Source organism: Myceligenerans pegani (assembly GCF_014892515.1).
Lineage (GTDB): Bacteria > Actinomycetota > Actinomycetes > Actinomycetales > Cellulomonadaceae > Myceligenerans > Myceligenerans pegani.
Window position 1 is genome coordinate 1 of sequence record NZ_JADBGR010000077.1, and the last position, 22,094, is coordinate 22,094.

Consider the following 22,094-nt stretch of genomic DNA (forward strand, 5'->3'; position numbering starts at 1 on the left):
ACGCCGCTGCGCGGCGCTCCCGCGCTCAGTCCCGGTTCGCCCGGAGCCTCGCGCGCACGGCCATCAGGGCGAGGCCCGTCAGAGCAGCCCGAGCGCCGCCCAGACCGGCGCCTGGCCCCGGCCCCGCCGTCAGCCGCCGCTCATCGCGACAGCCTCCGGTAGGCCCGCGCCGCGAGCGGCGCGAACACGGCCACGAGCACCGCGGGCCACAGCACCGCGAGCAGCACGGCGTTGTCCGCGAGGAACCCGCCCGATGTGCCCGCCGGGTTGCCGAACAGTTCCCGGCTCGCGGCCGCCGTCGCCGACAGCGGGCTCCACTCCGCGAGGAACCCGAGCCACGCGGGCATCGACTCGGGCGCCACGAACGCGTTGGACAGGAAGCCTGCCGGCCACACCAGCACCTGGACGGCCGTCACACCGCCCTCGCCGCGGATCGTGAGCCCGAGGAACACCCCGACGACCAGCATCGCGAAGCGGAACCACAGCAGCAGCCCGACCGCCAGCAGCGCTCCCCCGGCGCCCCCGGTGGCACGCCACCCGATCAGCAGTCCGCCCACCAGAAGCACCGCGAGCTCGACCGCGGAGTTGAGCAGGTCCGCCCCCGCCCGGCCGAGCGGCACCGCCGCCCCGCTGATCGGCATCGAGCGGAAGCGATCGGTGACGCCCTTCTTCGAGTCGTTCGCGACGGCGGTCATCGTCGCCTCGATCCCGAACATCATCGACAGCGCGAAGACGCCGGGCAGCAGGTAGGGCAGGTAGTCGCCCCCGCCCGGGATCGTGATCGCCCCGCCCAGGAGGTACCCGAACATCAGCACGAGCATCACGGAGAACAGGACGGAGAAGATCGGCGCCCACGGCTCCCGCTGCCAGTGCTTGAGGTCACGCTGGGTGATGATCCAGCTCTGCTGCAGGGTCGCGGCGATGGCGGTCATCGCTGCCCTCCTTCGGTCGTCGGGGTGGAAGCGGCCGGAGCGGGCGCCGTCGTCCCCGCGCCCGTGAGGCTCAGGAACACCTCGTCGAGGGTCGGGCGGCGCAGCAGGATGTCGTCGACGACGACGCCCTCGGCGTCGAGCGCCCGCACGACAGCGGTGACCGCGGCGGCCCCGCCCTCCGGCCCGGCCTCGATCACCACCTGCCGCAGCTCGTGCTCCGCGACGCCGCCGAGCTTCGTGGCGAGCGCCTCGAGGTCCGCGCCCAGCGGGGCCGTCACGAGCACCCGGTCGCCGCCCAGGCGCCGCTTCAGCTCGGCCGGCGACCCCTCGGCGACGACCTTGCCGTGGTTCATCACGGTGACCCGGTCGGCGAGCTGGTCGGCCTCGTCGAGGTACTGGGTGGTCAGCAGCACCGTGGTCCCCGCGGCGACGACCTGCCGGATGGTCTGCCAGACCTCGTTGCGGGCGCGGGGATCGAGTCCCGTCGTCGGCTCGTCGAGGAACAGCAGCACCGGGCGGCGGATGAGGCCGGCCGCGATGTCGAGCCGGCGGCGCATCCCGCCGGAGTAGGTGGACACCTTCCGATCGGCCGCGTCGGCGAGACCGAACGACTCCAGGAGTTCGTCGGCGCGCTCGCGGGCGGCGGGGAGCGACAGACCGTGGAGGCGCCCGAACATCACGAGGTTCTCGCGCCCGAACAGCACCTCGTCGAGCGCCGTCCCCTGGCCGACGAGCCCGATGGCGGCACGTACGGCCGCGGCATCCCGGCGCACGTCGTGGCCGGCGACGCGCACCTCGCCGTCGTCGCAGCGGGTGAGCGTGGCGAAGACGCCCACGGCGGTGCTCTTGCCCGCCCCGTTCGGGCCGAGCAGCGCGTGCACGGCGCCGGGGGCGACCTCGAGGTCGAATCCGTTCAGGGCGACCGTGTCGCCGTATCTCTTGCGCAGGCCGCGGGCGATCAGAGGTGGTGCGGGCATGCCGAAGCTCCTTTTCTCGTACACAGTACGGCTTTCAACACGCCCACCCTAGCACTTATTCCGTACGTCGTACGCGAAAGTTATCGTGGTGGGCATGGCACACCAGCCCGACCCGGTCCTGCGCCTCCTGTGGCGGCACGGCCTCGACGAACCGCCCGCACCCCGGCGCGGCCGCAAGCAGAGCCTCACCGTGGACGACGTGGTCGACGCCGCGATCAAGATCGCCGACCGCGACGGCCTGGACGCGCTCACGATGCGGCTGCTGGCCACCGAGCTCGGGATCGGCGCGATGAGCCTCTACACCTACGTCCCCGGCCGCAAGGAGCTCCTGGCACTGATGGCCGACCAGGTGTTCCGGCGTCGGACGCTGCCGCCGATGCCCGCGGACCTGCGCGAGCGCCTCGCGCTCATCGCCCGGACGCACTACGAGATCTGCCGCGAGCACCCGTGGATGCCGGACGTGATGGCGCTGCAGAACGGGATCGGGCCCGGGGTGTCGGACCTGTACGAGTGGCAGCTCTCCGGGATCGAGGACATCGGCCTCGACGACCTGGAGATGGATCAGACGGTCGCCGTGCTCATCGGGTTCGCGGGAAACATCGCCCGCTCGCAGGAGCGCATGCGGCAGGCCGAGCGGGAGTCGGGCATGTCCGAGGCCGAGTGGTGGGAGGCGAACGCCGCGGAGCTCGGCACGCTGATGGCGGGGCGCGAGTACCCGATCGCCGCCCGCGTGGGCGCGGCGGCGGGGACGGCGTACCAGGCGTCGGCGGACCCGTCGGCGGAGCTCGAGTTCGGACTGGCGCGGATCATCGACGGCGTCGTCGCCTACGTGGACCGAAGGTCCTGAGGCCCGGGCGCCGCCACGCGCCCACGCCCGGCCCGCCACGTTCGCCGTCGTCCCTGGGGCGCGCTGACCTGCGTGAGGATGAGTCCATGCGTGACTTCTACCCGGCCATCGAGCCGTACGACTCCGGAATGCTCGACGTCGGCGACGGCAACCACGTCTACTGGGAGACCTCCGGCAACCCGGACGGCAAGCCCGTCGTCTTCCTGCACGGCGGCCCGGGCGGCGGGACGACACCGGACCACCGGCGCCTGTTCGACCCCGACGCGTACCGGATCGTGCTGCTGGACCAGCGCGGATGCGGCCGCAGCACACCGCACCTGAGCGATCCGGACGTGGACCTCGCGGCGAACACGACGTGGCACCTCGTCGCCGACCTCGAGCTGCTGCGGGAGCGGCTCGGGATCGAGCGATGGCAGCTGTTCGGCGGGTCGTGGGGCTCCGCGCTCGCGCTCGCGTACGCCGAGACCCACCCCGAACGGGTCACCGAGCTCGTGCTGCGCGGCGTCTTCACCCTCCGCCGGCGGGAGTTCGACTGGGTCTACGGCGGGCAGCTGGCGTCGCTCTTCCCCGAGGCCTGGGAGGAACTCCTCGCCGCCGTCCCGGAGGGCCGCGACACGGGCGACCTGCTCCGGACGTTCGCCGAGCTGGTCGACGACGCCGACCCGGCCGTCCGGGAGACCGCCGCCGCGGCCTGGTCCCGCTGGGAGGCGAAGACCGTGACGCTCGTGGAGCGGCCCGAGCTCGTGGCGCACTTCGTCGAGCCGAGAACGGCGGCGGCGTTCGCCCGGATCGAGCTCCACTACTTCACGAACGGCGGCTGGCTGGAGGAGGGCCAGCTCATCCGCGACGTCGGCAAGCTCGACGGCATCCCGGGCGCCATCGTCCAGGGGCGGTACGACGCCGTCTGCCCGCCCGTCACGGCGTGGCAGCTGCACCGGGCCTGGCCGGGCTCGGAACTGACCGTGGTGCCGGACGCGGGCCACGCGTTCGACGAACCCGGGATCCTGCACCACCTGATCGAGGCGACGGACCGGTTCCGGAGGCGCTGACGGCGGTGCCGGCAAAGGCGCCGGGCCGGCGGCACGACCGCGCGCTTGCACCGGACCTGCCGCGGCCGCCGTCGGTCACGGTGGCCGGGCGGACGGCGGCGACATAGTGTCCTGACATGCTGGGGCTCGTGGTCATGATCCGGCGCTTCGTCGCCGCAGCCCGCACCGCGTGGCGGGACGGGACGTTTCGCGGAGCGGTGAGCGGGATTCTGATCCTCCTGGTCAGCGCGACGATCTTCTACACGCTCGCCGAGGGCTGGCCTGTTCTGGACGCGGTCTACTTCTCGATCGTCACCGGGCTGACGATCGGCTACGGGGACCTCGTCCCGACCGGACCGGTCTCGAAGATCTTCACCGTGCTCTACGCCCTGCTGTCGGTGGGGCTGTACGTCCTGGTCGCGGCCTCGCTGGCGAGCGCGCTGACCAAGGACGCCGCGGACCGGCGGGCCCGGCGGAAGCATCGCCGCTCGGAGGATTGACACGGGCGGACGTCGGAGCGGCGGCCGGGAAGCGCTACCGCGCGACCGCCTCGGGAGCCGGTCGTGCTCCGGCAAGCGCCCGCGACCAGGCGACCTCGCGTGCGAGCTGGCCCGACTCCTGGAACAGCCGGACCTGGTGGGTCCCGGCGAGGACCGCGGCCAGCTCCTCGCGGTCGGCCGGCTCGAAGCCCAGCGTCTGCCAGAACGGCCCAGACCGGCGGCTGAACAGCCAGGCCCGCACCACGCCGGCATCGGCGGCGGCCTCCAGCGCGAACCGCGCGAGGGCGCTGCCGTAGCCCGCGCGCCGGGCGTTCGGATGCACGGCGACGCTCCGGACCAGGGCATGCCGGCCGTCCTCGCTGAGCTCGAAGCCGGTGCTGCCGGTGATGGCGCCGTCGTCGTCCCGGTCGATCCAGAGCCGTACCGCCGGGGAGTCGAGCCCGCTCAGCGTGAGGTCGACGTCGTGGAGGAAGCCGGTCAGGTGCTCCAGGTCCGATCCGGCGACGCGGCGGAGGCGGGGCAGGTCCGGAGAACTCATGCCGGGCATCGTGCCACGTGAACTCGTCACGACGTCAGCAGCAGGGCCAGGTGCGCACGCCGCACGGCGGCCGCGGTCTCGAGGTCGGAGTGGGGCGGCAGCAGCCGCCAAGTCTACGCTCGGATCCATACGGAACCGTATGGATATGGAGACCGCGATGCGCGTACCCGTGAGCACCCACACCGAGCGCAACTGGCTCATCCACGAGATCGCCCCGGACTTCGAGGTGGAGGACGTCTGGGAGATCCCGGCCCGCCTCACCCCTGAGACGTTCCCTCGCGCCGTCCGGGACATGGCCGACGGAGACCCGAACCGCTCGCCGTCGGCCATCTCGCGATTCCTCTTCGCCGTCCGGTGGCGGCTCGGAGAACTCCTCGGATGGGACGACGACGGCCATGGCACCGACGGGCGCGTCGCGAGCCTGGCCGAACGCGTTCCGGCGGAGCTGCGGGGCACACCCCCCGAGGCCGGTCCGGCGTCGCCCTTCACACCGCTCTACCTCACCGACGACGAGTACGCGGCCGAGCTCGCCAACGCCACGGTTCACGGGGTCCTGCACCTCAGCATCGCGCCGGACGATCGCGGCCACGTCACGCGCATCGCGGTGCTCGTGCGGACGAACGGCTGGTTCGGGCGTTTCTACATGGCGCTGATCAAGCCGTTCCGCTACCTGTTCGTGTACCCGCCGCTCATGCGAGAGCTCGGCGCGCGGTGGAGCCGTGACAGCACGACGTAGACGGATGATCCCGACCGGTCGCCCCGGCGATCACTCCCGCAGCCAGGCCGTCGTCGCGCCGGGGAGGCGGCCGTCGTCGTCCAGCGGGGCGCTGGTGAGCAGCACCTCACCGGCGGGCAGTTCGACAGCGTCGGCGCCGAAGTTCGTGACGCACAGCCACCCGCCCGGGCGGCCGAAGGCGAGCACGTCGTCCCCGTCGACGTCGAGCCACGTCAGCCTCTCGGCCGTCTGCAGCTCGCGGCGCAGGGCCAGCGCCCGGCGGTAGAGGGTCAGCGTCGAGGCGGGGTCGCCGTCCTCGGCCTCTACCGCATGGTCGGCGAACCAGGCGGGCTGCGGCAGGTCGGCGGGCGCGTCGCCGAAGCCGAACGACACGCCGTCGCGCGTCCACGGCAGGGGGACCCGGCAGCCGTCCCGGCCGACGTCGAAGCCGCCGCTGCGGAAGAACGTCGGGTCCTGGCGGGCCTCGTCGGGGAGATCGGGCACCTCGTGCAGCCCGAGCTCCTCGCCCTGGTAGAGGTAGGACGACCCCGGCAGCGCCAGCTCGAGCAGGGTCCCGGCGCGCGCCCGGCGCAGCCCGAGCGCACGCTCCAGCACGGGCTCGGCCCCTCGGGCGAGCAGCCACTGCCGGCCCTGCTTCTCCGCGGTGTGGTCGCCGCCTCCCGCGCCGGGTCCGCGCGGTGGCAGGCCGTAGCGGGTCGCGTGCCGGACGACGTCGTGGTTGGACAGCACCCACGTGGTCGACGAGCCCGACGCCTTGGCCAACTCGAGGTTGAACGTGATGATCTCGCGGAACTGCGCGGCGTCGAAGTCCGCCTCGAGGAGGTCGAAGTTGAACGCCTGCCCGAGCCCGTGCGCGCTGGCGTAGCGCGCACGACGGTCGGCGGCCACCCAGGCCTCGGCGACGGCGGTGCGGGGCGGGTCGTAGGAGTCGAAGACCTTGCGCCAGCCGGCGTAGATCTCGTGCACGTCGTCCCGGTCCCACAGCGGGTGGTTGCCGTCCTTGGGCAGGGCGTCGAGCTCGGCCTGGTTGGGGAGCGTCGGGCCGAGGTTCTTGGCGAGGCCGTGCGCCACGTCCACGCGGAAGCCGTCGACGCCGCGGTCCGACCAGAAGCGCAGCGTGTGCAGAAAGTCCTCGCGCACCTCGGGGTTGTTCCAGTTCAGGTCCGGCTGCTGCACGGCGAAGTGGTGCATGTACCACTGCCCGTCCCCCACCGGCTCCCAGGCGGACCCGCCGAACACCGACGTCCAGTCCGCCGGCGGCTCCGCGCCGTCCGGGCCCTTGCCGTCCCGGAAGATGTACCGATCGCGGGCGGGCGAGCCCTTCGGCGAGGCCAGCGCCTCCCGGAACCAGGTGTGTCGGTCCGAGGTGTGGTTGGGGACGAGGTCGACGATCAGCTTGATACCGGCGTCGTGCAGCGCCGCCACCAGCGTGTCGAAGTCGTCGAGCGTGCCGAGCCGTGGGTCCACGTCCCGGTAGTCGTCGACGTCGTACCCGCCGTCGGCCAGCGCGGACGGGTAGAACGGGCTGAGCCAGACGGCGTCGATCCGGAGGCTGCGCAGGTACGGCACGCGGCTCGTGATGCCCGGCAGGTCCCCCATGCCGTCGGCGTTCGAGTCGGCGAAGGCCCGCGGGTAGATCTGGTAGACGGCGGCCTGGCGCCACCAGGTCGCCTCGCCGCCCGTCTCGTCGGGGGTCAGGTCGGTCTCGAGAACTTCGGTCACGGATGCCAACGTATCCCGCACCGGCTCAGCGCACGATGGCGGCCCTTCGATCAACCGCGCAGCCGCACCGAGAGGCACGTGACGCAGCCCTCGAGCTTCTCGAACTCGGTCATGTCGACCGCGACGACCCGCAGGCCGCGCGCCTCGAGGAGCTCCTTCGTCCGGGGCGCACTCGTCGACATCAGCACGGTCCTCTCGTCGAGGAGCACGACGTGCGCACCCTCCTCCTCCGGCACCGCCAGGAACGTCGGCCACACGGACGGATCGTCGACGAGCGGCTCGTAGCCGACGACGGTGCCGTCGGGCAGCGCCGTCACCGCGGACTTGAGATGGAGCACCTTGGTGAGCGGCACGCCGATCACCGTGGCCCCGAGCGGCTCGAGATGCACGGCGAGCTGGTCGACGCCCTCCTGGTTGGTCCGCCCGCCGAGGCCGACCCAGACCGTGCCGCCGTGCTTGAGCACGTCCCCGCCGTCCAGCGTGCCGGGCGCCTCGATGTGCGCGATGCGGTAGCCGAGGTCACGGAGCGTGCGCTCCGTGCCCGCGGTCTCGGGCTTGCGCTCGTCGGCTCCCGGCCGGGAGATCACGGCGAGGTCGCCGTACACGAGCACGGTGTCCTCGACGAACACCGAGTCGGGGCAGTCGTCGGCCGGCGGCACCTCGATGGTCTCCCAGCCCTCGGCACGCAGCGCCGCGACGTACGCCTCCCACTGGCGGCCGGCCAGGTCGACGTCGACCGGCCGGCGGTCGATGTGGGTGACCAGGCCTTCGGCGAGGCGAGGGCTGGGGCGGCGGACGAGGGCTCGGGGTGTCATGCCGAAATCCTCTCAGGCGGCGGTCAGTCCGCGTCGTCCGCCCGCGCGAACTCCTCCTCGAGGTCGGAGGTGTCGACGTGCGCCGCCGCGACGGTCTTGCGGTCGTCGTAGACCTCCCGGTCGAGCTCGTCGCTCGCGTTCGCGACGAGCATGGCGACGAGCGTGTCGCCGTTGACGTTGAGGAACGTCCGGAAGATGCCGGTGAACCAGTCCACGGCGATGAGCAGCCCCACGGCCTCGAACGGTAGCCCGAGCGACGTCGCGAGGAACATCGCGACGACGGGGAACCCGCCCGGGACCGTGATGGTGCCCATGTTGAGGAGCACGGCGAGCGCCATCCCCAGGACGATCTGACCGGCCGTCAGGTCGACGTCGCCGGCCTGGGCGAGGAACATCACGACGATCATGTAGTTGAGGACGGCGCCGTACGAGCCCATCGTGAGGCCGACGGACAGCGTGAAGTTCGCGACGCGCCGGCTGATGCCGACCTTTGCCACGGCGTTGCGCAGCACCGTCGGGAAGGTGACGGCCGAGCTCGTGGTGGTGACGGCGATCGCCGTCTGCTCGGCGAGCTTGCGCGGCAGCCTCCACGGGCTGAGCCGGGTGCGCAGGGCGACGATCGCGACGAACAGCACGATCAGGATGACGACGCCGAGGAGTGTCGTGCCGAGGTAGCTCAGCGCCGTCGTCACGACGGCGAACCCGACGTCGCCGGTGAGCGCCGCCAAGAGGCAGAACACGCCGACGGGCGCGATGTGCATGACGAGCCGGATCATCGCCAGGACGACCTGCTGCACCTGGTCGAAGAATCGGAGCACGAGCCGGTTGCCCGTCCTGGCGACATAGCCGTTCAGCGCCGCTCCGAACAGCAATGAGAAGACGATGATCGGCACCATGTCGGCCGTCGACATCGCCTCGACGACGTTGGTCGACACGAAGCCGAGCACCGTGTCCTGCCACCCCGAGGCCTCCGCGGCGGAGTCCTGCAGCGTGGGGTCGAGCTCGCCGTCGAACACCATCCCGGCCCCCGGCCGGATCAGGACGCTCAGGATCCAGGCGAGCACCGCCGCGACGACGGAGAGCGAGATCATCCAGGCGAAGGTGCGCGCCGCGAGCCGGCCCGCGCCCTTGCCGCTCATGGAGCCCGTCGCGACGATCACCGACGCCATCACGAGCGGCACGATCGACATCTGGATGAGGCGGATGAAGAGGTCGCCGACGAACTTCAGGTTGGCCGCCCACTCGCCGGCGAGGAGCCCGAAGGCGACTCCGGCCACCGCCGCGACACCGATCTGCAAGGCAGGGTTTCTCCAGGCCTGCATGGGACCTCCCGGTACTCGGAGCGGCCGGGCGGCCGCTTTCGGGGGAGGGTAGGGAGGTGCCGTTATATCGATGAAGACGTGGCGTTTCCGACGCATTTCGGGGTGTCTCGCCGGTGACCGGCCGCCGCGCGGACATTCGGAGGGCTCGGCGTGAACCTCGCGGGCACGCCGCGCGACTGTACGGGTGAGGGGAGGCGAGATGAGCGACGAGCTACTGGTGGTACGGGCCCAGCTGGGCGACCGGTCCGCTCTGGAGGAACTCGTGGCGCGGTGGCAGACGCCCGTATGGACGTACGTGCGGCGGATGCTGGACGCGCAGCGCGCGGACGACGTCGCGCAGGACGCCTGGCTCGCGATCGTGCGCGCGCTGCCGCGGCTGCGGGAACCGGAGCGGTTCGCCCCGTGGCTCTTCACGATCGTGCGGCGTGCGGTGGCCAACCACCTGCGTGACCGGTACGCCTCGCGGACGCACCAGACGGTGCGGGATCTCGACGACCTCGATCCGTCCGACACCCTGTCCGACACCGCCCTCCACGACCCGATCGGCGGCCTGCTCGACCGGGCGGAGGCCGTCGCACACCTCGCCGACCTCCCCGTGCCGGAGCGTGAGGTGCTCGTCCTGCACTACCTGGAGGACCTCTCGGTCGCGGACTGCGCACGGGTGTGCGACGTGTCGGTGGGCACGGTGAAGTCCCGGTTGCACCGCGCGCGGCGGCTGCTGCGCGAACGGCTGGAGGAGAAGGGAATGGAGGCATGACACAGGAGATGCCCGGCGTGCCGGCCCACGAGGTCGTGGCACGACTGGGGCCGGCGCTGTCGGCCCGCGCCCGGGTCCGGGCGGTGGCCATGCTGGTGCTCGGCCTGGCCGGGGCGGTGTTCGTGACCGCGCTGTGGTGGACCGAGCCGGGGCCGCTGCCCGTGCGTACCCAGGTGGGATTCGCGCTGCTGAGCGCCGTCTGCCTGGCGTGGGCGGGCTACGGAAGTTGGCTGTTGCGCAGGAAGGTGCCGCTGTTCGCCGCCGACCAGGTGGTGGCGGCGTGGATCGGCCTGGTCGCGTCGCTCGCCACGTCGGCCCTGCTCGTCGTCGTGACCGTGCAGCGGGGTGCCGGTCCCTGGGCGCCGCTCCTGGTCGGCGCGGCGCTGACCGTCGTCGCCGCCACGCTGCTCGTCCGTGCCCGACGACGGCGAGCCGCGCTGCTGCGCCGCGAACGTGAACTGACCGCACGAGACCTGGAGACGCCATGACCCACAACGCCAAGCTCATCCGCCGCCGCTTCGGCCCGAAGGGACTCGCGATCGCCGTCATCGCGGCCGCCGTGATCCTCACCGGAGGAGTGTTCCTCCTGCTGACGTGACCCGGACCGGCCCGGAACACGGACGGCGCGGCCCACTGAGCAGGCGGGCCGCGCCGCCGGAGTAGTCACCCGGGTAGGGCAAGATCACCAGATGCCCAGCGACTTCCTCATGCGCATCCACAGCCCCGAGTTCCAGGCCATGTCCGAGAGGGTCCTGCGAGCCACGGAACTGACCTCCCGGCTCAACGTCCTGCCGTTCGACGACGACGCCGGCAAGGCCGCGCTGTTCACGGAGATCCTGGGCCGACCGCTGCCGCCGCGCGCCACGATCTACCCGCCGTTCTACACGGATCACGGCCTCAACCTGGACCTCGGCGAGCGAGTCTTCATCAACCAGGGCTGCACCTTCCTGGACTACGCCGGCATCCGGCTGGCCGACCGCGTGATGGTCGCGCCGAAGGTCACGTTCGTCACCGTGGGCCACCCGGTCGACACCGACGACCGCAAGGTCTGGCTGACCGGCGGCCCCATCGACGTGGCGGAGAACGTCTGGATCGGTGCCGGTGCCACGATCCTGCCCGGCGTGAGCATAGGCCGCGACGCCGTGATCGCGGCCGGATCGATCGTGGCCGACGACGTCCCGGCGCGGACTCTCGTGACGGGCACAAAGGCAGCGGTGCGGCGCACGTGGTGATCGCAGGCACGCCTGGACACGACTCCTCGCGAGCTGAGGTCCCGAGGCCCCATCCAGGTCACTGCCGCAAGCGATCCGACCTCCCGGCCTCTCCCCCGCGCTGGTGGCCGCGCCGGGCGTCGCGGTCGAAGATGCCGAGTACCTCGCACGGTCCGCCCTCGGCTCCGATGGCGTGCGGGAGCATCGTGGGGAACTCCGCCGCCTGGTTGGTCTCGATGCGCAGGCGCCGACTGCCCAGGAGCAGCGTCGCCGTGCCCGAGATGACGACCAGCCACTCGCGGCCGGGGTGGGCGCGCATGCGGGAGGGGTTGTCGGGCGGCGGATCGGTCATGCGCTGGCGTACCACGGTCATGCCCGGCTGGGCCTTGATCGGCCAGCGCAGTCCGCCGTGCGCCCCCTCGCTCGTCGCGTTGGAGACGACGTCGTCCACCTCGGTCTCCACGAGCTGATCGAGGGACGTGTCCAGCGCCCGGGCCAGGGTGACGAGCTGGTCCAGGGCCAGACGTCGCCGGCCGTTCTCGATGCGGCTGAGCGTGGACTGGCTCACGCGTGCGCGGGCGGCCAGTTCTTCGAGGGACCAGCCCTGGGCCACGCGCAGAGCGCGGATGCGTTTGCGCACCAGGCCGTCCAGCCCGCCATCTTCTTGCGTCATAAGCAATATTGTATGCCTGCATAGCAATCCGTGGTTAGCGTCCTGTCCCGTTGCCCGGCGCCGCAGCGCCCGCTCCGGCGCCGTCCCCGCACGCCATGAGAGGACCCGATGACCACGAACAGCACCGCTCCCCGCCCGAAAGCGCCCGACGCGCGACAGCGCCGCACGATCCTGATCACCGTCTGCCTCGCCCTGATGGCCGTCATCGCGTCGGTCTCCGGGCTCAACGTCGCCCAGCCCGACCTCGCCGTCACCTTCGGCGTCTCCCAGAGCACCGTCCTGTGGATCATCAACATCTACACGCTCGCCCTGGCCGCGCTTCTCCTGCCCCTCGGCGCGGTCGGTGACCGCCTCGGCCGCAAGCCCGTGCTGCTGGCCGGCCTGGCCGTCTTCGGCATCGCCAACGCGACGGCGGCACTGGCGCCCTCCGCCGAGATCCTGTTCGCCGCTCGCCTGTTCGCCGGCGTCGGCGCCGCGATGATCATGCCGATCACCCTCGCTGTCATCACGTCGACCTTTCCCGATGAGGAGCGCGGGCAGGCCATCGGCATCTGGACCGGCGTGGCCGGCGGGGGCGGCATCCTGGGCATGTTCCTGTCGGCCGCGCTGGTGGACCTGGCGAACTGGCGCTGGCTGTTCGCCCTGCCCGTCGTCCTCGTCGTCGCCTCGGCCGCCATGGCGATCCGGTCCGTTCCCGACTCCCGTGAGACCTCCACGTACGGCTTCGACATCGGCGGCGCCGTGACGTCCGCCGTGGCGGCGACCGGGCTCATCGTCGCCCTCCAGGAAGGGCCGGAACGAGGCTGGTCCGATCCCACGACGCTGCTCGGCCTGTTCGTGGGCGTCACCGCCGCCGTCGGCTTCGTGCTGTGGGAACGGCGACGGCGGGACGCCGCACTGCTGGACGTGCGCCTGTTCGGTGAGCGCGCCTTGGCAGGCGGATCGATCACCCTGCTGGCGGTCTTCGGGGTCCAGGCGGGCATTTTCGTCGTCCTGTTCCCGTTCCTCCAGGTCGTCGTCGGCTGGTCGGGGCTGGTATCCACCGCGGCGCTGATGCCCATGGCCGTGCTGATGATGGTCACGTCGGGCCTCGCGCCCCGGCTGGCCGCGCGCATCGGCGCCCGCGCGACCATGGCCGCCGGGGTCGCACTGGCCGGAGCCGGGCTCGCCCTCATGGCCTCCGGGGTCTCCGTCGACGGCGGATACCCCTCGATCCTTCCCGGCATGCTCGCGATGGGAGCCGGCATGGGCCTGGCCATGACGCCCTCCACCGAGGCCATCACCAGCGCCCTGCCCCGCCACCGGCAAGGGGTCGCCTCCGCGCTCAACGACATCACCCGCGAGCTCGGCACCGCCCTCGGCGTGGCCCTGCTCGGGGCACTCCTCTCCGCCGGCTACCGCGACGCCGTCGACGGCCGGCTCACCGGCGTCCCCCTGGAACAGGCCGACGCCGCGCGGCAGGGCGTCGCCAACGCCCTGGACGCCGCACGCCACGCCGGCCCCGACGCCCAGGCCTTGATACGCGCCGCCCAGGAATCGTTCGTCGACGGCTGGCAGCAGGCGATGTGGGCCGGCGTCGTCGTGATGGCCGCGCTGTTCCTCTACGTCGTCGCTCGCGGTCCACGCCGTCCCGCCGAGGAGACGGAGGCGGCCCGGAACCTCGCGGTCACCACGCGCCGGGCGGGCGGGTGAGCGGTGGCACGGCCCGCGCCGTCGAATCCTAGGAGGCCAGCCGCTCCGGTGCGCCGGTACCGGAGCGGGCCGGCGCGGCATCCGGTTCGGCCCGGCTGATCTCGGCCCAGACCGCGTCGAGGGAGAGGCCGAGGACGTCGGCGATCGCCGCGATGGTCGGGAAGGCGGGGGTGGCCACGCGGCCCGACTCGATCTTCCGGAGGGTCTCCGGCGAGACACCGGCGTCGAGCGCGGTCTCGAGGATCGAGCGCGCTCCCCTCGCGCGTCGCAGGAGGGCACCGAGGCGCTGGCCGCGTTCGACGTCGGCGGGGGTGAGCGGCAACCTGACCATGGGTCCGATTCTAGTACCGGTATAGTATTCCCGGTATAGTTATTGGACGCACGGGAAGGTGCCCCGCATGATCGAGATCCTCACCCCCGCCGAGCTGACCCGTGCCCGGGAAACCGGCGCCCTGGTCGCCCACATCCTGCAGACCCTCAGGGGCCGCAGCACGGCCGGCACGAACCTCCTGGACATCGACCGCTGGACGAAGGAGATGATCGTCGAGGCGGGCGCGACGTCGTGCTACGTCGACTACGCCCCGTCCTTCGGGCGCGGGCCGTTCGGCAACTACATCTGCACGGCCGTCAACGACGCCGTACTCCACGGAATGCCCCACGACTACGCACTGGCCGACGGCGATCTCCTGACGCTCGACCTCGCCGTCTCCCTTGGCGGCGTCGCCGCGGATTCCGCGATCAGCTTCGTCGTCGGCGGCTCGGGGTCCCCGGAGAGCGTCGCGCTGATCGACGCCACGGAACGCGCCCTGGCCGCCGGGATCGCCGCCGCCGGTACCGGCGCTCGCCTCGGTGACGTCTCCCACGCCATCGGCACGGTCCTCGGCGCGGCGGGGTACCAGATCAACACCGAGTTCGGAGGTCACGGGATCGGCTCGAGGATGCACCAGGAGCCTTCGATCCCGAACACGGGACGCCCCGGCCGCGGCTACAAGCTGCGTCCCGGGCTGCTGCTCGCCCTGGAGCCGTGGGTCATGGCGGACACGGATCAGCTCGTCACCGACGCCGACGGCTGGACGCTCCGCAGCGCGACGGGCTGCCGGACGGCGCACAGCGAGCACACGATCGCGATCACCGACGACGGCGCCGAGGTCCTCACGGAGCCGGCCTCCCTCACCACGACCAGCCGCGCGAGCTGAGCTCCAGCTCCTCCCGCAGACGCTCGTCCGCCACGGAGTGCTCGGTCGCCCGCAGAGGTGCAGCCTCCGTCGGGACTCCGGCAAGGCGGCAGGCCTCGCGCAGCAGTGCGTCGTACGCACTCTGCACGGCGTGCCAATGATGGGCGCGCGCGTACAGACCAGGATCCTCTTCGACATGGCGCAGCTCGGACGCGAGATCTCCGAGCCGGGTCTGCAACCGCAGAGTGACCAGCGGGTCCGGCGCCCGCCTGGTCCGCGTCCGGAAGGTCCACGCCATGACTCGCCACCGCCACGTCGTCGTAGAACGAGGGACACGCCCAGCCTAGAACCACGAGAACGTGAAGGCCATGCCGGTCGCGGGCTCGCGGGCGTCTCAGGCACCCTCCCGGACGAGCTTGAAGAAGGTGCTGTCGCCGCCTCCCGAGCGTTCCGCCTGGTAGAGGAACGCCAGCCCGGCGTCGTCGAACTTCTTGAACCAGCTGTCCCAGCTGATCGGCTCGAGTTCTTCCTCGCCGGCACCGCCGGGGAAGTCGATACGCAGCACGCCGGCGTCACCGCCCTCGGCCGTGCCGCGCACGCTCGCCGGGCTCCCGCCGTTCTGCTCGACCCAGCCGCGGATCTCGTCGTGGTCGGTGGTGGTTCTGCTCTGGGACTTGTCAGCCATGATGCCTCCCGGTCTACGCAGCGGACTGCACACTGGACTATGCGGCGTCGGCGAGCGCCGTGCGGACGGCGCCCGGCAGCTTCTGCTCGAGGAACTTCGCCATGGCCTCCTCCTCGCGCAGGATCTCGGTCAAGCGGACGGCCACGTCCTGGGCGTCGATCTCCTCGCACGCGTCGATGAGGGCGCGGTAGCAGGCGATCTCGAAGTGCTCGGCGGCGTAGTCGGCGATGGCGTTCTTGACCATCGTGTCGGCCATCGGCCGGTTGGCCATGCCCTGCATCGCCCCGAACATCTTGGCGAACAGGTCCTTGCCGGCGGAGAGCTCGCCGCCGAGCGTCTCGATGCAGCCGCGCACGGTCTCCGCCTGCCGCCGGGTCTCCTCGACGTGTTGTTCGATCCTGGCCTGGACCACCGCGTCGCCCTCGGCGTCCTTGGCGTGGCGGGTCAGGTTCTCCTCGAGGGCCAGCTCCATCGCGTGCGCGTCGTTCAGCCAGTCGATGATCTTCTCGCGTGACGTCATGTCGATCCTCCGTTCGGGCCGACGCCGTCGCGCACAGGTCCGCGGCGCGCGGCGTCGCTTCACGCGCGTCGGCCTGATTCTGGACCTGATTCCCACCGTAGGGAGACGACGCCCACTGGCAACTCGCCCGCGACCGCCCGGGCCGTCGCCGGTGGATCGCGCGGGCGGTTGCGAGTGGATCTCCTCCCCCGAAGGCTGGTCGTACGACCACCACTCAGAATGGAGAAGCGCCATGACGCAATCCATGCACACGACGCGTACGCGAGCACCGTTCCAGTGGCTCGCCCTGGCGATCGGCGCGGTCTATCTCCTGGTGGGCATCGCGGGATTCTTCGTCACCGGATTCGAGGGATTCGCCGAGCACGAGGACGGCCAGACGCTGCTCGGCTTCGCGATCAACCCGTTGCACAACATCGTGCACCTGCTGATCGGCCTCCTGGGGGTCACGCTGTGGGTGAGTCCCGGCGGGGCACGCACCTTCGGCTGGCTGCTCGCCGTGGGCTACGGTGCGGCCTTCGTCTACGGCCTGTTCGCGGTGAACGACCCGGCGATCAACGTGCTCAACATCAACACCGCCGACAACTGGCTGCACGCTCTCAGTGCCGTGGCCGGTCTCGTCATCGCACTGTGGCCCCGGCGACGGCCCGGCGCCACGACGGCGGGGCCGACGTCGCCGGGCGGGTGACAGCCCGCCCGGCGACGTCCCGCGAGGACTTGTCCGGAGTGTGCCGGGTCAGGGCGCCGGAAGGGTCCAGGTCTGGGTCCAGAGCCCGTTGCAGTCGTAGATCTGCAGGTCGGTGCCCACGACGGCGTTGCCCTCGGGGATGTCGAGGCAGCGGCCCGACTGCGGGTTCACGAGAGAGCCGTTGTCGCCCGCCTGCCACTGCTGCGCGCCGGAGCCGTTGCACTCCCACAGCTGCACCGGGGTGTGGTTGGCGGTGCCGTTGGCGTCCACGTCCAGGCACTTGCCGAACGCCCGGATGGTTCCGTCCCCGCCGATGGACCACGACTGCCCGGTCGCCTCGTTGCAGGTCCACAGCTGTGCCGCGTTGCCGTTGGCGGCCGTGTTGGTGTCGACGTCGAGGCAGAGACCGTCCGGGCCCTCGATGTGCCCGGTCGGACCGGGCAGGGCGCCGATCCCGAAGCGCACCTCGCACTGGTTGCCCGTGCCGAGCCAGGTGGCGGCGAGATACAGGTAGCTGGTGCCGTCCTCGCGGGGGATCGCCGGGGTGGAGTATCCCGGGCACGAGGGCACGCCCGGCGCGTAGCCGCCGGTCGGGTCGACGGTCACCGGCGTGGCGGCCTCCGTCCAGGCCCCCGTCCCGAGGGCCGTGTTCGCGAACAGCACGGTCCCGGACTCCTCGAGCACCGTCTTGCCGCCCGTCGGGCCGGAGACGACCCGCTGGCCGGAGAGAAGGACCGTCCCGTCCGGCCCGCCGCCGGGGATCCAGGAGATGTACGGCGTGTGGAGCAGTTCGCGCTGGTCGGCGGTCCGGACGATGGTTCCGGCGTCTCCCGCGGCGCCCCAGTCGTAGCCGTTCGCGCTGCGCTTGACGTACACCTCGCAGGCATGGTCCGGGTCGGTGGCGTCGCGGCACATCTCGTACGCCATGACGTACTCGCCGTTCGGCAGCTCCGCGAAGGTCTGCATCCCGGGCCGGCGCAGGTTGTCACCAGGGAACGAGACGTCGACGGTCATGTCCGGGCTCCAGGTGACACCGCCGTCCGACGACGTGTAGTGGCCGATGACCTGGTTGTTGGTCGGGCTGCCGGCGGGGCGCTCGTCGGAGATGAAGCACGCCAGCCGGTCGTCGTCGGTGACGAGGAAGACCGGCTCCCAGATGCCGTGTCCCCAGGTGTCCGGGAGTCCGGACGTCTGGGTGCAGACCGAGAGGTACTGCCAGGTGGCGCCCTGGTCGGTCGAGCGGAAGACCTCGACCTTCTGGGCGCTGTAGTCGCCGACGTCCCAGGCCGTGCCGGCCGCCAGGATGTCGCCGGCGTTCAGTCCGGTGATGTCGCGGGGGACCTCGTAGAGGGTGGGGGCCTCGAGGTCCCAGCCGGGGGTGTTCGAGCCGAGCGTCGAGACGTGGTTCCAGCTCTGGCCGCCGTCCGTGCTGCGGTAGACGGGCAGCACCGTGTTCGGCTCGACCCCCGCCCGGGCGAACGTCGCGAGCATCGTCGGGTCGGGGCTCTGGTCGTGGTCGAGGCGGATCGCCCGGGGGTACCCGGCCGTGCCGGAGGGGTGTTGGTTCAGGTCGGGGCTGTAGAGCACGTCGCCCGGTTCCGCGGCGGCCGCTTCGGGCGCCGCGGTGGCGGCGGGCACGCCCACCACCGCGAACGCCAGGGCCGCCAGGGTGGCGAGCAGGCGCCTGGTCCTGTCGTGCGAAGTCATCTCGCAAGACCTCCTCGTCGTGCGTATGCGCAGGGGACAACCGTCCGTTTGCGGACGTTGCAAAGAACTGTCGCAGGCATTTGCGCACGTTGCAAGACCCAGGACGGAACTCAGCGGCGGCTCGTGCTCTCCCGCTCCACCACGATGTGCGGCGCCTTGACCTGGATCGCCGGGGTGTCGGGCTCGGCGATCCGGGCCGAGATCCGGGCGATCGCCTGCTGCGCGATGAACGGCGTGTCGAGCGAGACGCTGGACAGGCTCGGGTGGGCGTACCTGCCCTCGTCGATGTCGTCGATGCCGATCACGGCGACGTCGTCCGGCACGCTGCGGCCGGCGTCGAAGACGGCGCGCATCGCACCCATGGCGAGCAGGTCGGAGTAGCAGAAGATCGCGTCGGGCGGATCGGGCAGCCGCAGCAGCGCGGTCGTGGCGGCGTACCCGTCGGCGCGGCTGTAGTGGGCGGCGGGCCGGAGGAGTCCGGGGTCGGGCGTCAGCCCGGCGTCGCGCAGCGCGCGCTCGTAACCCACGGTCCGCTGGCGCGGGGTGCTGTAGTCCTCGGCCGGCTGCGCACCGATGGCCGCGACCCGGGTGCGGCCGGTCGCGACGAGGTGAGCGGTGGCGTCGTAGGCGGCCTGGACGTTGTCGATGGCGACATGGTCGTACCGGCCGTCGAAGTCGTGCTCACCGAGCAGCACGAGGGGCATCGAGGTGCTCGGCTCCATCTGGCCGAGCTCGTCGGGCGTGACCAGCGGGCTGAACAGGATGCCGTCGAAGAGCATCGTGCGGTCCGCCCCGGTCAGGAGGAGCCGTTCGCGCTCGTGGTCGTGGCCGGTCTGGTCGATCATGACGCGGTATCCGACCGCGGCCGCCGCCTCGATCACCTCGCGCGCGAGCTCGGCGAAGTACGGCACGTCGATCTCCGGCACGACGAGCGCCAGAACGCCCGTCCGCCCGGTGCGCAGGGTGCGCGCCACGGGATTGGGCCGGTAGTCGAGCTCCGCGATCGCCTCCTCGACCCGGCGCCGCGTCCGCTCGCTGACGTGCGTGTACCCCGCAACGACGTTCGAAACGGTCCTCACCGAGACCTGGGCCCTCTGAGCGACGTCGCGCAGTGTGACCGGCACGTTCCCTCCTCGTGTCGACGTGTTCCAAGGATAGGCCTTGCAACGTGCGCAAAACAGGGCTAGTTTGCACACGTTGGCAAATCGCTCGGCGCACGCCGCGCCGGGCACGCACAAGGGAGTGCCCATGCACCCGAAGACCCCCCGGCGGCGCGCAGCCGCCACCCGGCGACGCGCGGCGGGTGTCGCGGCCGGGATCCTCGCCGCGACGTCCGCCCTGACGGCCTGCGGCCCCGCCATCTCCAGCGGCGAGCCGGGCACGGCGTCGGACACCGCCGCCGCGGACCGGCTCCAGGCTCCGGCCGAGGAGTCGCCGCGGGGCGAGATCACGATCTGGGACCGCTCAGGCGACCTGTTCAACGTGTTCGACGCCGTCATCGACGACTTCAACGAGGTCTACCCGGACGTCGTCGTGCATCACGAGGCCGTCGACATCGACGCGAAGCTGCAGAACACCCTGATCACCGAGACCGACGTGCCCGACGGCGTCTTCCTCGACGACGCCAAGGTCGCCGGCTTCGCCGACCACCTCTGGGACCTGTCCGGCGTCATGGCGCCGTACCTCGATGACATCGCGCCGCAGAAGGTCGACGTCAACTCGCTCGACGGCGGCATCTACGGCGTCCCGTTCGATCTCGACCCCGGGCTGCTCTACTACAACGAGAAGGCGCTGACCCGGGCCGGCATCGACGCCACGGAGATCGAGACCTACGACGACCTGCTCGACGCCGCCCGCGCCTACCAGGACGAGAACCCCGGCTCGGCGCCGATCCACCTGGAGCAGAGCCCGTTCCTCGGCCAGCTCCAGCTCGAGATGTACGCGAGCCAGCTCGGCACGAGCCTCGCCGACGAGAACGGGGAGCTGCGCCTCGACAGCGACGAGTACCGGCAGATCCTCGGCTGGCTCGACACCGTCGACGACGAGGGCCTGGGCACCCGCGCCGAGTACCTCTCCCCCAGCGACGTCGGCGCCCTGGAGTCCGGCGACCAGGTCTTCTACCCGTGGGCGATCTGGTTCAGCTTTGCCCCGGAGCAGCAGCTCACGAAGACGAGCGGCGACTGGCGCGCCATGCCCCTGCCGGCGTGGGAGGAGGGCGGCGCCCGGTCCGGCGCCATGGGCGGCTCGTCCTTCGTGCTGCCCCGGGCCGGCGAGAACGCCGATCTGGCCTGGCTGTTCTACGAGTTCCTCATGTTCCACGAGGACGGCTGGTCGGCGGTGTGGGGCGCGAACGACACCTATCCGAACGGCCTGGCGACGTCGATCCCCGCCTACATCCCGGCGGCCGATCCCGCCACGCCGCTGTTCGGCCCCGTCGAAGGGCTGGGCGGCCAGGACCTGTGGACCACCGCCGTGGAGGCGGGCGCGGAGATCCCCGGCGGCGCCCCGACCCCGTCCTGGTGGGCCGGGGCGGTCGACTACCTCGGTACGAACCTCCAGCGTATGTACGACGGCGACATGACCCCGGACGAGGTCATCGAGCAGTCCGACGCGGACATCCGGACGAACCTCGTCGACCGGCAGTGAGCGATCCGGCCGTGAGCAGTTTCGTCCTGGGTGCGCCACCGAGCCGGGGCCGTGTGCTCACGCGGCCCCGGCTGCCCCGCCGCGTCGCCCCGTACCTGTTCGTCGCGCCGTTCGTCGCGCTGTTCTGCGCCTTCGGCGTCTACCCGATGCTCTTCACGCTGCGCCTGAGCTTCACCGACTGGCGCGGCTCCGGCGCGGCCACCTGGGTCGGCTGGGACAACTACGCCTACCTGCTGGGCAACGAGATGTTCTGGGGCTCCCTGGCCAACTCCGGGGTGATGTGGCTGCTGGTCGTGCCGGCCCAGATGGTGCTGGCGCTGCTGGTCGCGGTGCTGCTGAACAGCGCGAGGATCCGGATGCGGTCGTTCTACCGGATCGCCTTCCTGGTCCCGTTCGTCACGCCGCTCGTCGCGGTCGCCCAGATCTGGGTCGTCGTCTTCGACCGCGACTACGGCGCCGTCAACGGCCTGCTGAACCTCGTCGGCCTGCCCGACGTCGGCTGGCTCACCACCAGCGAGTTCGCCAAACCCACCCTGGCGCTGCTGTTCGGCTGGAAGACGACCGGGTTCATCGTGATCATCCTGCTGTCCGGCCTGCAGTCCATCGACGCGGGGGTCTACGAGGCCGCGGCGATCGACGGCGCCTCGCGGGCGCGCCAGCTGTGGAGCATCACCGTTCCGCTGGTCCGGCGCACCCTCATGTTCTCGATCGTGATCCAGACCCTGGCCGTCTTCCAGATGTTCGCGGAGCCGTTCGTCGTCACCGACGGCGGGCCCTACAACTCCACGACCACGGCCGGCCTCTACCTGTACGAGCACATCACGCGCGCCGACCTGGGCACCGGATCGGCGAACTCGTTCCTGCTGGTGATCATCGTGATGGCGCTCTCCCTGATGTTCGTCCGGCTGCTGCGGACGGAGGACTGA

Annotated in this window: 25 protein-coding genes; 12 read left to right on the plus strand and 13 right to left on the minus strand. The window is 71.5% G+C overall.

What is annotated here, in order from left to right; all coding sequences use genetic code 11:
- Positions 1 to 140: 140 nt before the first annotated feature.
- Together IIE03_RS10020 and IIE03_RS10025 are read right to left on the minus strand one after the other, a co-directional pair.
- Positions 141 to 932: an ABC transporter permease gene (locus IIE03_RS10020; protein WP_192862614.1), complete on the minus strand. Its 792-nt coding sequence runs from the start codon at positions 930 to 932 to the stop codon at positions 141 to 143.
- Positions 929 to 1,909 (minus strand): ATP-binding cassette domain-containing protein, encoded by a 981-nt coding sequence (locus IIE03_RS10025; RefSeq protein ID WP_192862615.1) that lies wholly within the window; start codon positions 1,907 to 1,909, stop codon positions 929 to 931. The genes IIE03_RS10020 and IIE03_RS10025 overlap by 4 nt, the downstream gene beginning before the upstream one ends.
- Before the next feature lie 94 nt (positions 1,910 to 2,003).
- Between IIE03_RS10025 and IIE03_RS10030 the strand changes: the two genes are divergently transcribed.
- The 3 genes from IIE03_RS10030 to IIE03_RS10040 all read left to right on the plus strand — a co-directional run bounded on the left by IIE03_RS10030 (position 2,004) and on the right by IIE03_RS10040 (position 4,284).
- On the plus strand, positions 2,004 to 2,756 hold the full coding sequence (locus tag IIE03_RS10030; protein WP_192862616.1) for a TetR/AcrR family transcriptional regulator: 753 nt from the start codon (positions 2,004 to 2,006) through the stop codon (positions 2,754 to 2,756).
- A gap of 86 nt (positions 2,757 to 2,842) precedes the next feature.
- Positions 2,843 to 3,805, plus strand: a complete 963-nt coding sequence (pip, locus tag IIE03_RS10035; RefSeq protein ID WP_192862617.1) for a prolyl aminopeptidase — start codon at positions 2,843 to 2,845, stop codon at positions 3,803 to 3,805.
- Between the two features lie 116 nt (positions 3,806 to 3,921).
- Entirely contained in the window at positions 3,922 to 4,284 is a 363-nt protein-coding gene (locus IIE03_RS10040) for a potassium channel family protein (protein ID WP_192862618.1), read from the plus strand.
- A gap of 34 nt (positions 4,285 to 4,318) precedes the next feature.
- Here the strand turns inward: IIE03_RS10040 and IIE03_RS10045 are convergent, their stop codons facing one another.
- Positions 4,319 to 4,822: a GNAT family N-acetyltransferase gene (locus IIE03_RS10045; RefSeq protein ID WP_192862619.1), complete on the minus strand. Its 504-nt coding sequence runs from the start codon at positions 4,820 to 4,822 to the stop codon at positions 4,319 to 4,321.
- A 157-nt stretch (positions 4,823 to 4,979) separates the two neighbouring features.
- On the opposite strand from IIE03_RS10045, the gene IIE03_RS10050 reads away from it, so the two are divergent.
- Complete coding sequence (locus tag IIE03_RS10050) at positions 4,980 to 5,558, plus strand: DUF2867 domain-containing protein (protein WP_192862620.1); 579 nt, start codon at positions 4,980 to 4,982, stop codon at positions 5,556 to 5,558.
- A 30-nt stretch (positions 5,559 to 5,588) separates the two neighbouring features.
- Here IIE03_RS10050 and IIE03_RS10055 read toward each other — a convergent pair whose 3' ends face one another.
- The 3 genes from IIE03_RS10055 to IIE03_RS10065 are packed head-to-tail and all read right to left on the minus strand — an operon-like array spanning position 5,589 to position 9,417.
- Positions 5,589 to 7,280, minus strand: coding sequence for a glycoside hydrolase family 13 protein (locus tag IIE03_RS10055; RefSeq protein ID WP_318842907.1), 1,692 nt, complete (start codon positions 7,278 to 7,280; stop codon positions 5,589 to 5,591).
- A gap of 50 nt (positions 7,281 to 7,330) precedes the next feature.
- On the minus strand, positions 7,331 to 8,095 hold the full coding sequence (gene ddaH / locus IIE03_RS10060; protein ID WP_192862621.1) for a dimethylargininase: 765 nt from the start codon (positions 8,093 to 8,095) through the stop codon (positions 7,331 to 7,333).
- Between the two features lie 23 nt (positions 8,096 to 8,118).
- Positions 8,119 to 9,417, minus strand: a complete 1,299-nt coding sequence (locus IIE03_RS10065) for a dicarboxylate/amino acid:cation symporter (protein WP_192862622.1) — start codon at positions 9,415 to 9,417, stop codon at positions 8,119 to 8,121.
- 199 nt (positions 9,418 to 9,616) lie between these two features.
- Here IIE03_RS10065 and IIE03_RS10070 point away from each other — a divergent pair, with 199 nt between their 5' ends.
- The 3 genes from IIE03_RS10070 to IIE03_RS10080 all read left to right on the plus strand — a co-directional run bounded on the left by IIE03_RS10070 (position 9,617) and on the right by IIE03_RS10080 (position 11,406).
- A complete protein-coding gene (locus tag IIE03_RS10070; RefSeq protein ID WP_192862623.1) occupies positions 9,617 to 10,174 on the plus strand; it encodes an RNA polymerase sigma factor in 558 nt (185 codons plus the stop codon).
- Complete coding sequence (locus IIE03_RS10075) at positions 10,171 to 10,662, plus strand: hypothetical protein (protein WP_192862624.1); 492 nt, start codon at positions 10,171 to 10,173, stop codon at positions 10,660 to 10,662. Before IIE03_RS10070 ends, IIE03_RS10075 begins: the two co-directional genes overlap by 4 nt.
- Positions 10,663 to 10,863: 201 nt before the next feature.
- Entirely contained in the window at positions 10,864 to 11,406 is a 543-nt protein-coding gene (locus tag IIE03_RS10080) for a sugar O-acetyltransferase (protein ID WP_192862625.1), read from the plus strand.
- A 58-nt stretch (positions 11,407 to 11,464) separates the two neighbouring features.
- On the opposite strand, the gene IIE03_RS10085 is transcribed toward IIE03_RS10080, so the two are convergent.
- The gene (locus tag IIE03_RS10085) at positions 11,465 to 12,058 is read right to left on the minus strand and encodes a helix-turn-helix domain-containing protein (RefSeq protein ID WP_192862626.1); all 594 of its coding nucleotides are present in this window, start codon (positions 12,056 to 12,058) and stop codon (positions 11,465 to 11,467) included.
- Positions 12,059 to 12,166: 108 nt separating this feature from the next.
- Between IIE03_RS10085 and IIE03_RS10090 the strand changes: the two genes are divergently transcribed.
- Positions 12,167 to 13,750, plus strand: a complete 1,584-nt coding sequence (locus tag IIE03_RS10090; RefSeq protein ID WP_192862627.1) for an MFS transporter — start codon at positions 12,167 to 12,169, stop codon at positions 13,748 to 13,750.
- Between the two features lie 28 nt (positions 13,751 to 13,778).
- On the opposite strand, the gene IIE03_RS10095 is transcribed toward IIE03_RS10090, so the two are convergent.
- Entirely contained in the window at positions 13,779 to 14,081 is a 303-nt protein-coding gene (locus IIE03_RS10095) for a helix-turn-helix domain-containing protein (protein WP_192862628.1), read from the minus strand.
- A gap of 67 nt (positions 14,082 to 14,148) precedes the next feature.
- Here IIE03_RS10095 and map point away from each other — a divergent pair, with 67 nt between their 5' ends.
- Positions 14,149 to 14,946 carry a type I methionyl aminopeptidase gene (gene map / locus IIE03_RS10100; protein WP_192862629.1) on the plus strand — a complete coding sequence of 266 codons (798 nt, stop codon included), beginning with the start codon at positions 14,149 to 14,151 and terminating at the stop codon, positions 14,944 to 14,946.
- Here map and IIE03_RS10105 read toward each other — a convergent pair.
- The 3 genes from IIE03_RS10105 to IIE03_RS10115 form a co-directional block, all read right to left on the minus strand.
- Positions 14,921 to 15,223, minus strand: a complete 303-nt coding sequence (locus IIE03_RS10105) for a hypothetical protein (protein ID WP_192862630.1) — start codon at positions 15,221 to 15,223, stop codon at positions 14,921 to 14,923. The genes map and IIE03_RS10105 overlap by 26 nt on opposite strands.
- 96 nt (positions 15,224 to 15,319) lie before the next feature.
- Entirely contained in the window at positions 15,320 to 15,610 is a 291-nt protein-coding gene (locus tag IIE03_RS10110) for a hypothetical protein (RefSeq protein WP_192862631.1), read from the minus strand.
- A 37-nt stretch (positions 15,611 to 15,647) separates the two neighbouring features.
- Positions 15,648 to 16,130 carry a DUF892 family protein gene (locus IIE03_RS10115; RefSeq protein WP_192862632.1) on the minus strand — a complete coding sequence of 161 codons (483 nt, stop codon included), beginning with the start codon at positions 16,128 to 16,130 and terminating at the stop codon, positions 15,648 to 15,650.
- A gap of 232 nt (positions 16,131 to 16,362) precedes the next feature.
- Between IIE03_RS10115 and IIE03_RS10120 the strand changes: the two genes are divergently transcribed.
- Positions 16,363 to 16,815, plus strand: a complete 453-nt coding sequence (locus tag IIE03_RS10120; RefSeq protein WP_192862633.1) for a DUF4383 domain-containing protein — start codon at positions 16,363 to 16,365, stop codon at positions 16,813 to 16,815.
- A 48-nt stretch (positions 16,816 to 16,863) separates the two neighbouring features.
- Here the strand turns inward: IIE03_RS10120 and IIE03_RS10125 are convergent, their stop codons facing one another.
- Entirely contained in the window at positions 16,864 to 18,522 is a 1,659-nt protein-coding gene (locus IIE03_RS10125; protein WP_192862634.1) for a sialidase family protein, read from the minus strand.
- Between the two features lie 110 nt (positions 18,523 to 18,632).
- On the minus strand, positions 18,633 to 19,646 hold the full coding sequence (locus IIE03_RS10130; protein ID WP_192862635.1) for a LacI family DNA-binding transcriptional regulator: 1,014 nt from the start codon (positions 19,644 to 19,646) through the stop codon (positions 18,633 to 18,635).
- 124 nt (positions 19,647 to 19,770) lie between these two features.
- Between IIE03_RS10130 and IIE03_RS10135 the strand changes: the two genes are divergently transcribed.
- Together IIE03_RS10135 and IIE03_RS10140 are read left to right on the plus strand one after the other, a co-directional pair.
- Positions 19,771 to 21,168, plus strand: a complete 1,398-nt coding sequence (locus tag IIE03_RS10135) for an ABC transporter substrate-binding protein (protein WP_192862636.1) — start codon at positions 19,771 to 19,773, stop codon at positions 21,166 to 21,168.
- 11 nt (positions 21,169 to 21,179) lie between these two features.
- Complete coding sequence (locus IIE03_RS10140) at positions 21,180 to 22,094, plus strand: carbohydrate ABC transporter permease (RefSeq protein WP_318842908.1); 915 nt, start codon at positions 21,180 to 21,182, stop codon at positions 22,092 to 22,094.

Coding starts and splice junctions, on each gene's coding strand:
- IIE03_RS10020 (WP_192862614.1), bottom strand. CDS start 932: ATGACCGCCATCGCCGCGACCCTGCAGCAGAGCTGGATCATCACCCAG.
- IIE03_RS10025 (WP_192862615.1), bottom strand. CDS start 1,909: ATGCCCGCACCACCTCTGATCGCCCGCGGCCTGCGCAAGAGATACGGC.
- IIE03_RS10030 (WP_192862616.1), top strand. CDS start 2,004: ATGGCACACCAGCCCGACCCGGTCCTGCGCCTCCTGTGGCGGCACGGC.
- pip (WP_192862617.1), top strand. CDS start 2,843: ATGCGTGACTTCTACCCGGCCATCGAGCCGTACGACTCCGGAATGCTC.
- IIE03_RS10040 (WP_192862618.1), top strand. CDS start 3,922: ATGCTGGGGCTCGTGGTCATGATCCGGCGCTTCGTCGCCGCAGCCCGC.
- IIE03_RS10045 (WP_192862619.1), bottom strand. CDS start 4,822: ATGAGTTCTCCGGACCTGCCCCGCCTCCGCCGCGTCGCCGGATCGGAC.
- IIE03_RS10050 (WP_192862620.1), top strand. CDS start 4,980: ATGCGCGTACCCGTGAGCACCCACACCGAGCGCAACTGGCTCATCCAC.
- ddaH (WP_192862621.1), bottom strand. CDS start 8,095: ATGACACCCCGAGCCCTCGTCCGCCGCCCCAGCCCTCGCCTCGCCGAA.
- IIE03_RS10065 (WP_192862622.1), bottom strand. CDS start 9,417: ATGCAGGCCTGGAGAAACCCTGCCTTGCAGATCGGTGTCGCGGCGGTG.
- IIE03_RS10070 (WP_192862623.1), top strand. CDS start 9,617: ATGAGCGACGAGCTACTGGTGGTACGGGCCCAGCTGGGCGACCGGTCC.
- IIE03_RS10075 (WP_192862624.1), top strand. CDS start 10,171: ATGACACAGGAGATGCCCGGCGTGCCGGCCCACGAGGTCGTGGCACGA.
- IIE03_RS10080 (WP_192862625.1), top strand. CDS start 10,864: ATGCCCAGCGACTTCCTCATGCGCATCCACAGCCCCGAGTTCCAGGCC.
- IIE03_RS10085 (WP_192862626.1), bottom strand. CDS start 12,058: ATGACGCAAGAAGATGGCGGGCTGGACGGCCTGGTGCGCAAACGCATC.
- IIE03_RS10090 (WP_192862627.1), top strand. CDS start 12,167: ATGACCACGAACAGCACCGCTCCCCGCCCGAAAGCGCCCGACGCGCGA.
- IIE03_RS10095 (WP_192862628.1), bottom strand. CDS start 14,081: ATGGTCAGGTTGCCGCTCACCCCCGCCGACGTCGAACGCGGCCAGCGC.
- map (WP_192862629.1), top strand. CDS start 14,149: ATGATCGAGATCCTCACCCCCGCCGAGCTGACCCGTGCCCGGGAAACC.
- IIE03_RS10105 (WP_192862630.1), bottom strand. CDS start 15,223: ATGGCGTGGACCTTCCGGACGCGGACCAGGCGGGCGCCGGACCCGCTG.
- IIE03_RS10110 (WP_192862631.1), bottom strand. CDS start 15,610: ATGGCTGACAAGTCCCAGAGCAGAACCACCACCGACCACGACGAGATC.
- IIE03_RS10115 (WP_192862632.1), bottom strand. CDS start 16,130: ATGACGTCACGCGAGAAGATCATCGACTGGCTGAACGACGCGCACGCG.
- IIE03_RS10120 (WP_192862633.1), top strand. CDS start 16,363: ATGACGCAATCCATGCACACGACGCGTACGCGAGCACCGTTCCAGTGG.
- IIE03_RS10125 (WP_192862634.1), bottom strand. CDS start 18,522: ATGACTTCGCACGACAGGACCAGGCGCCTGCTCGCCACCCTGGCGGCC.
- IIE03_RS10135 (WP_192862636.1), top strand. CDS start 19,771: ATGCACCCGAAGACCCCCCGGCGGCGCGCAGCCGCCACCCGGCGACGC.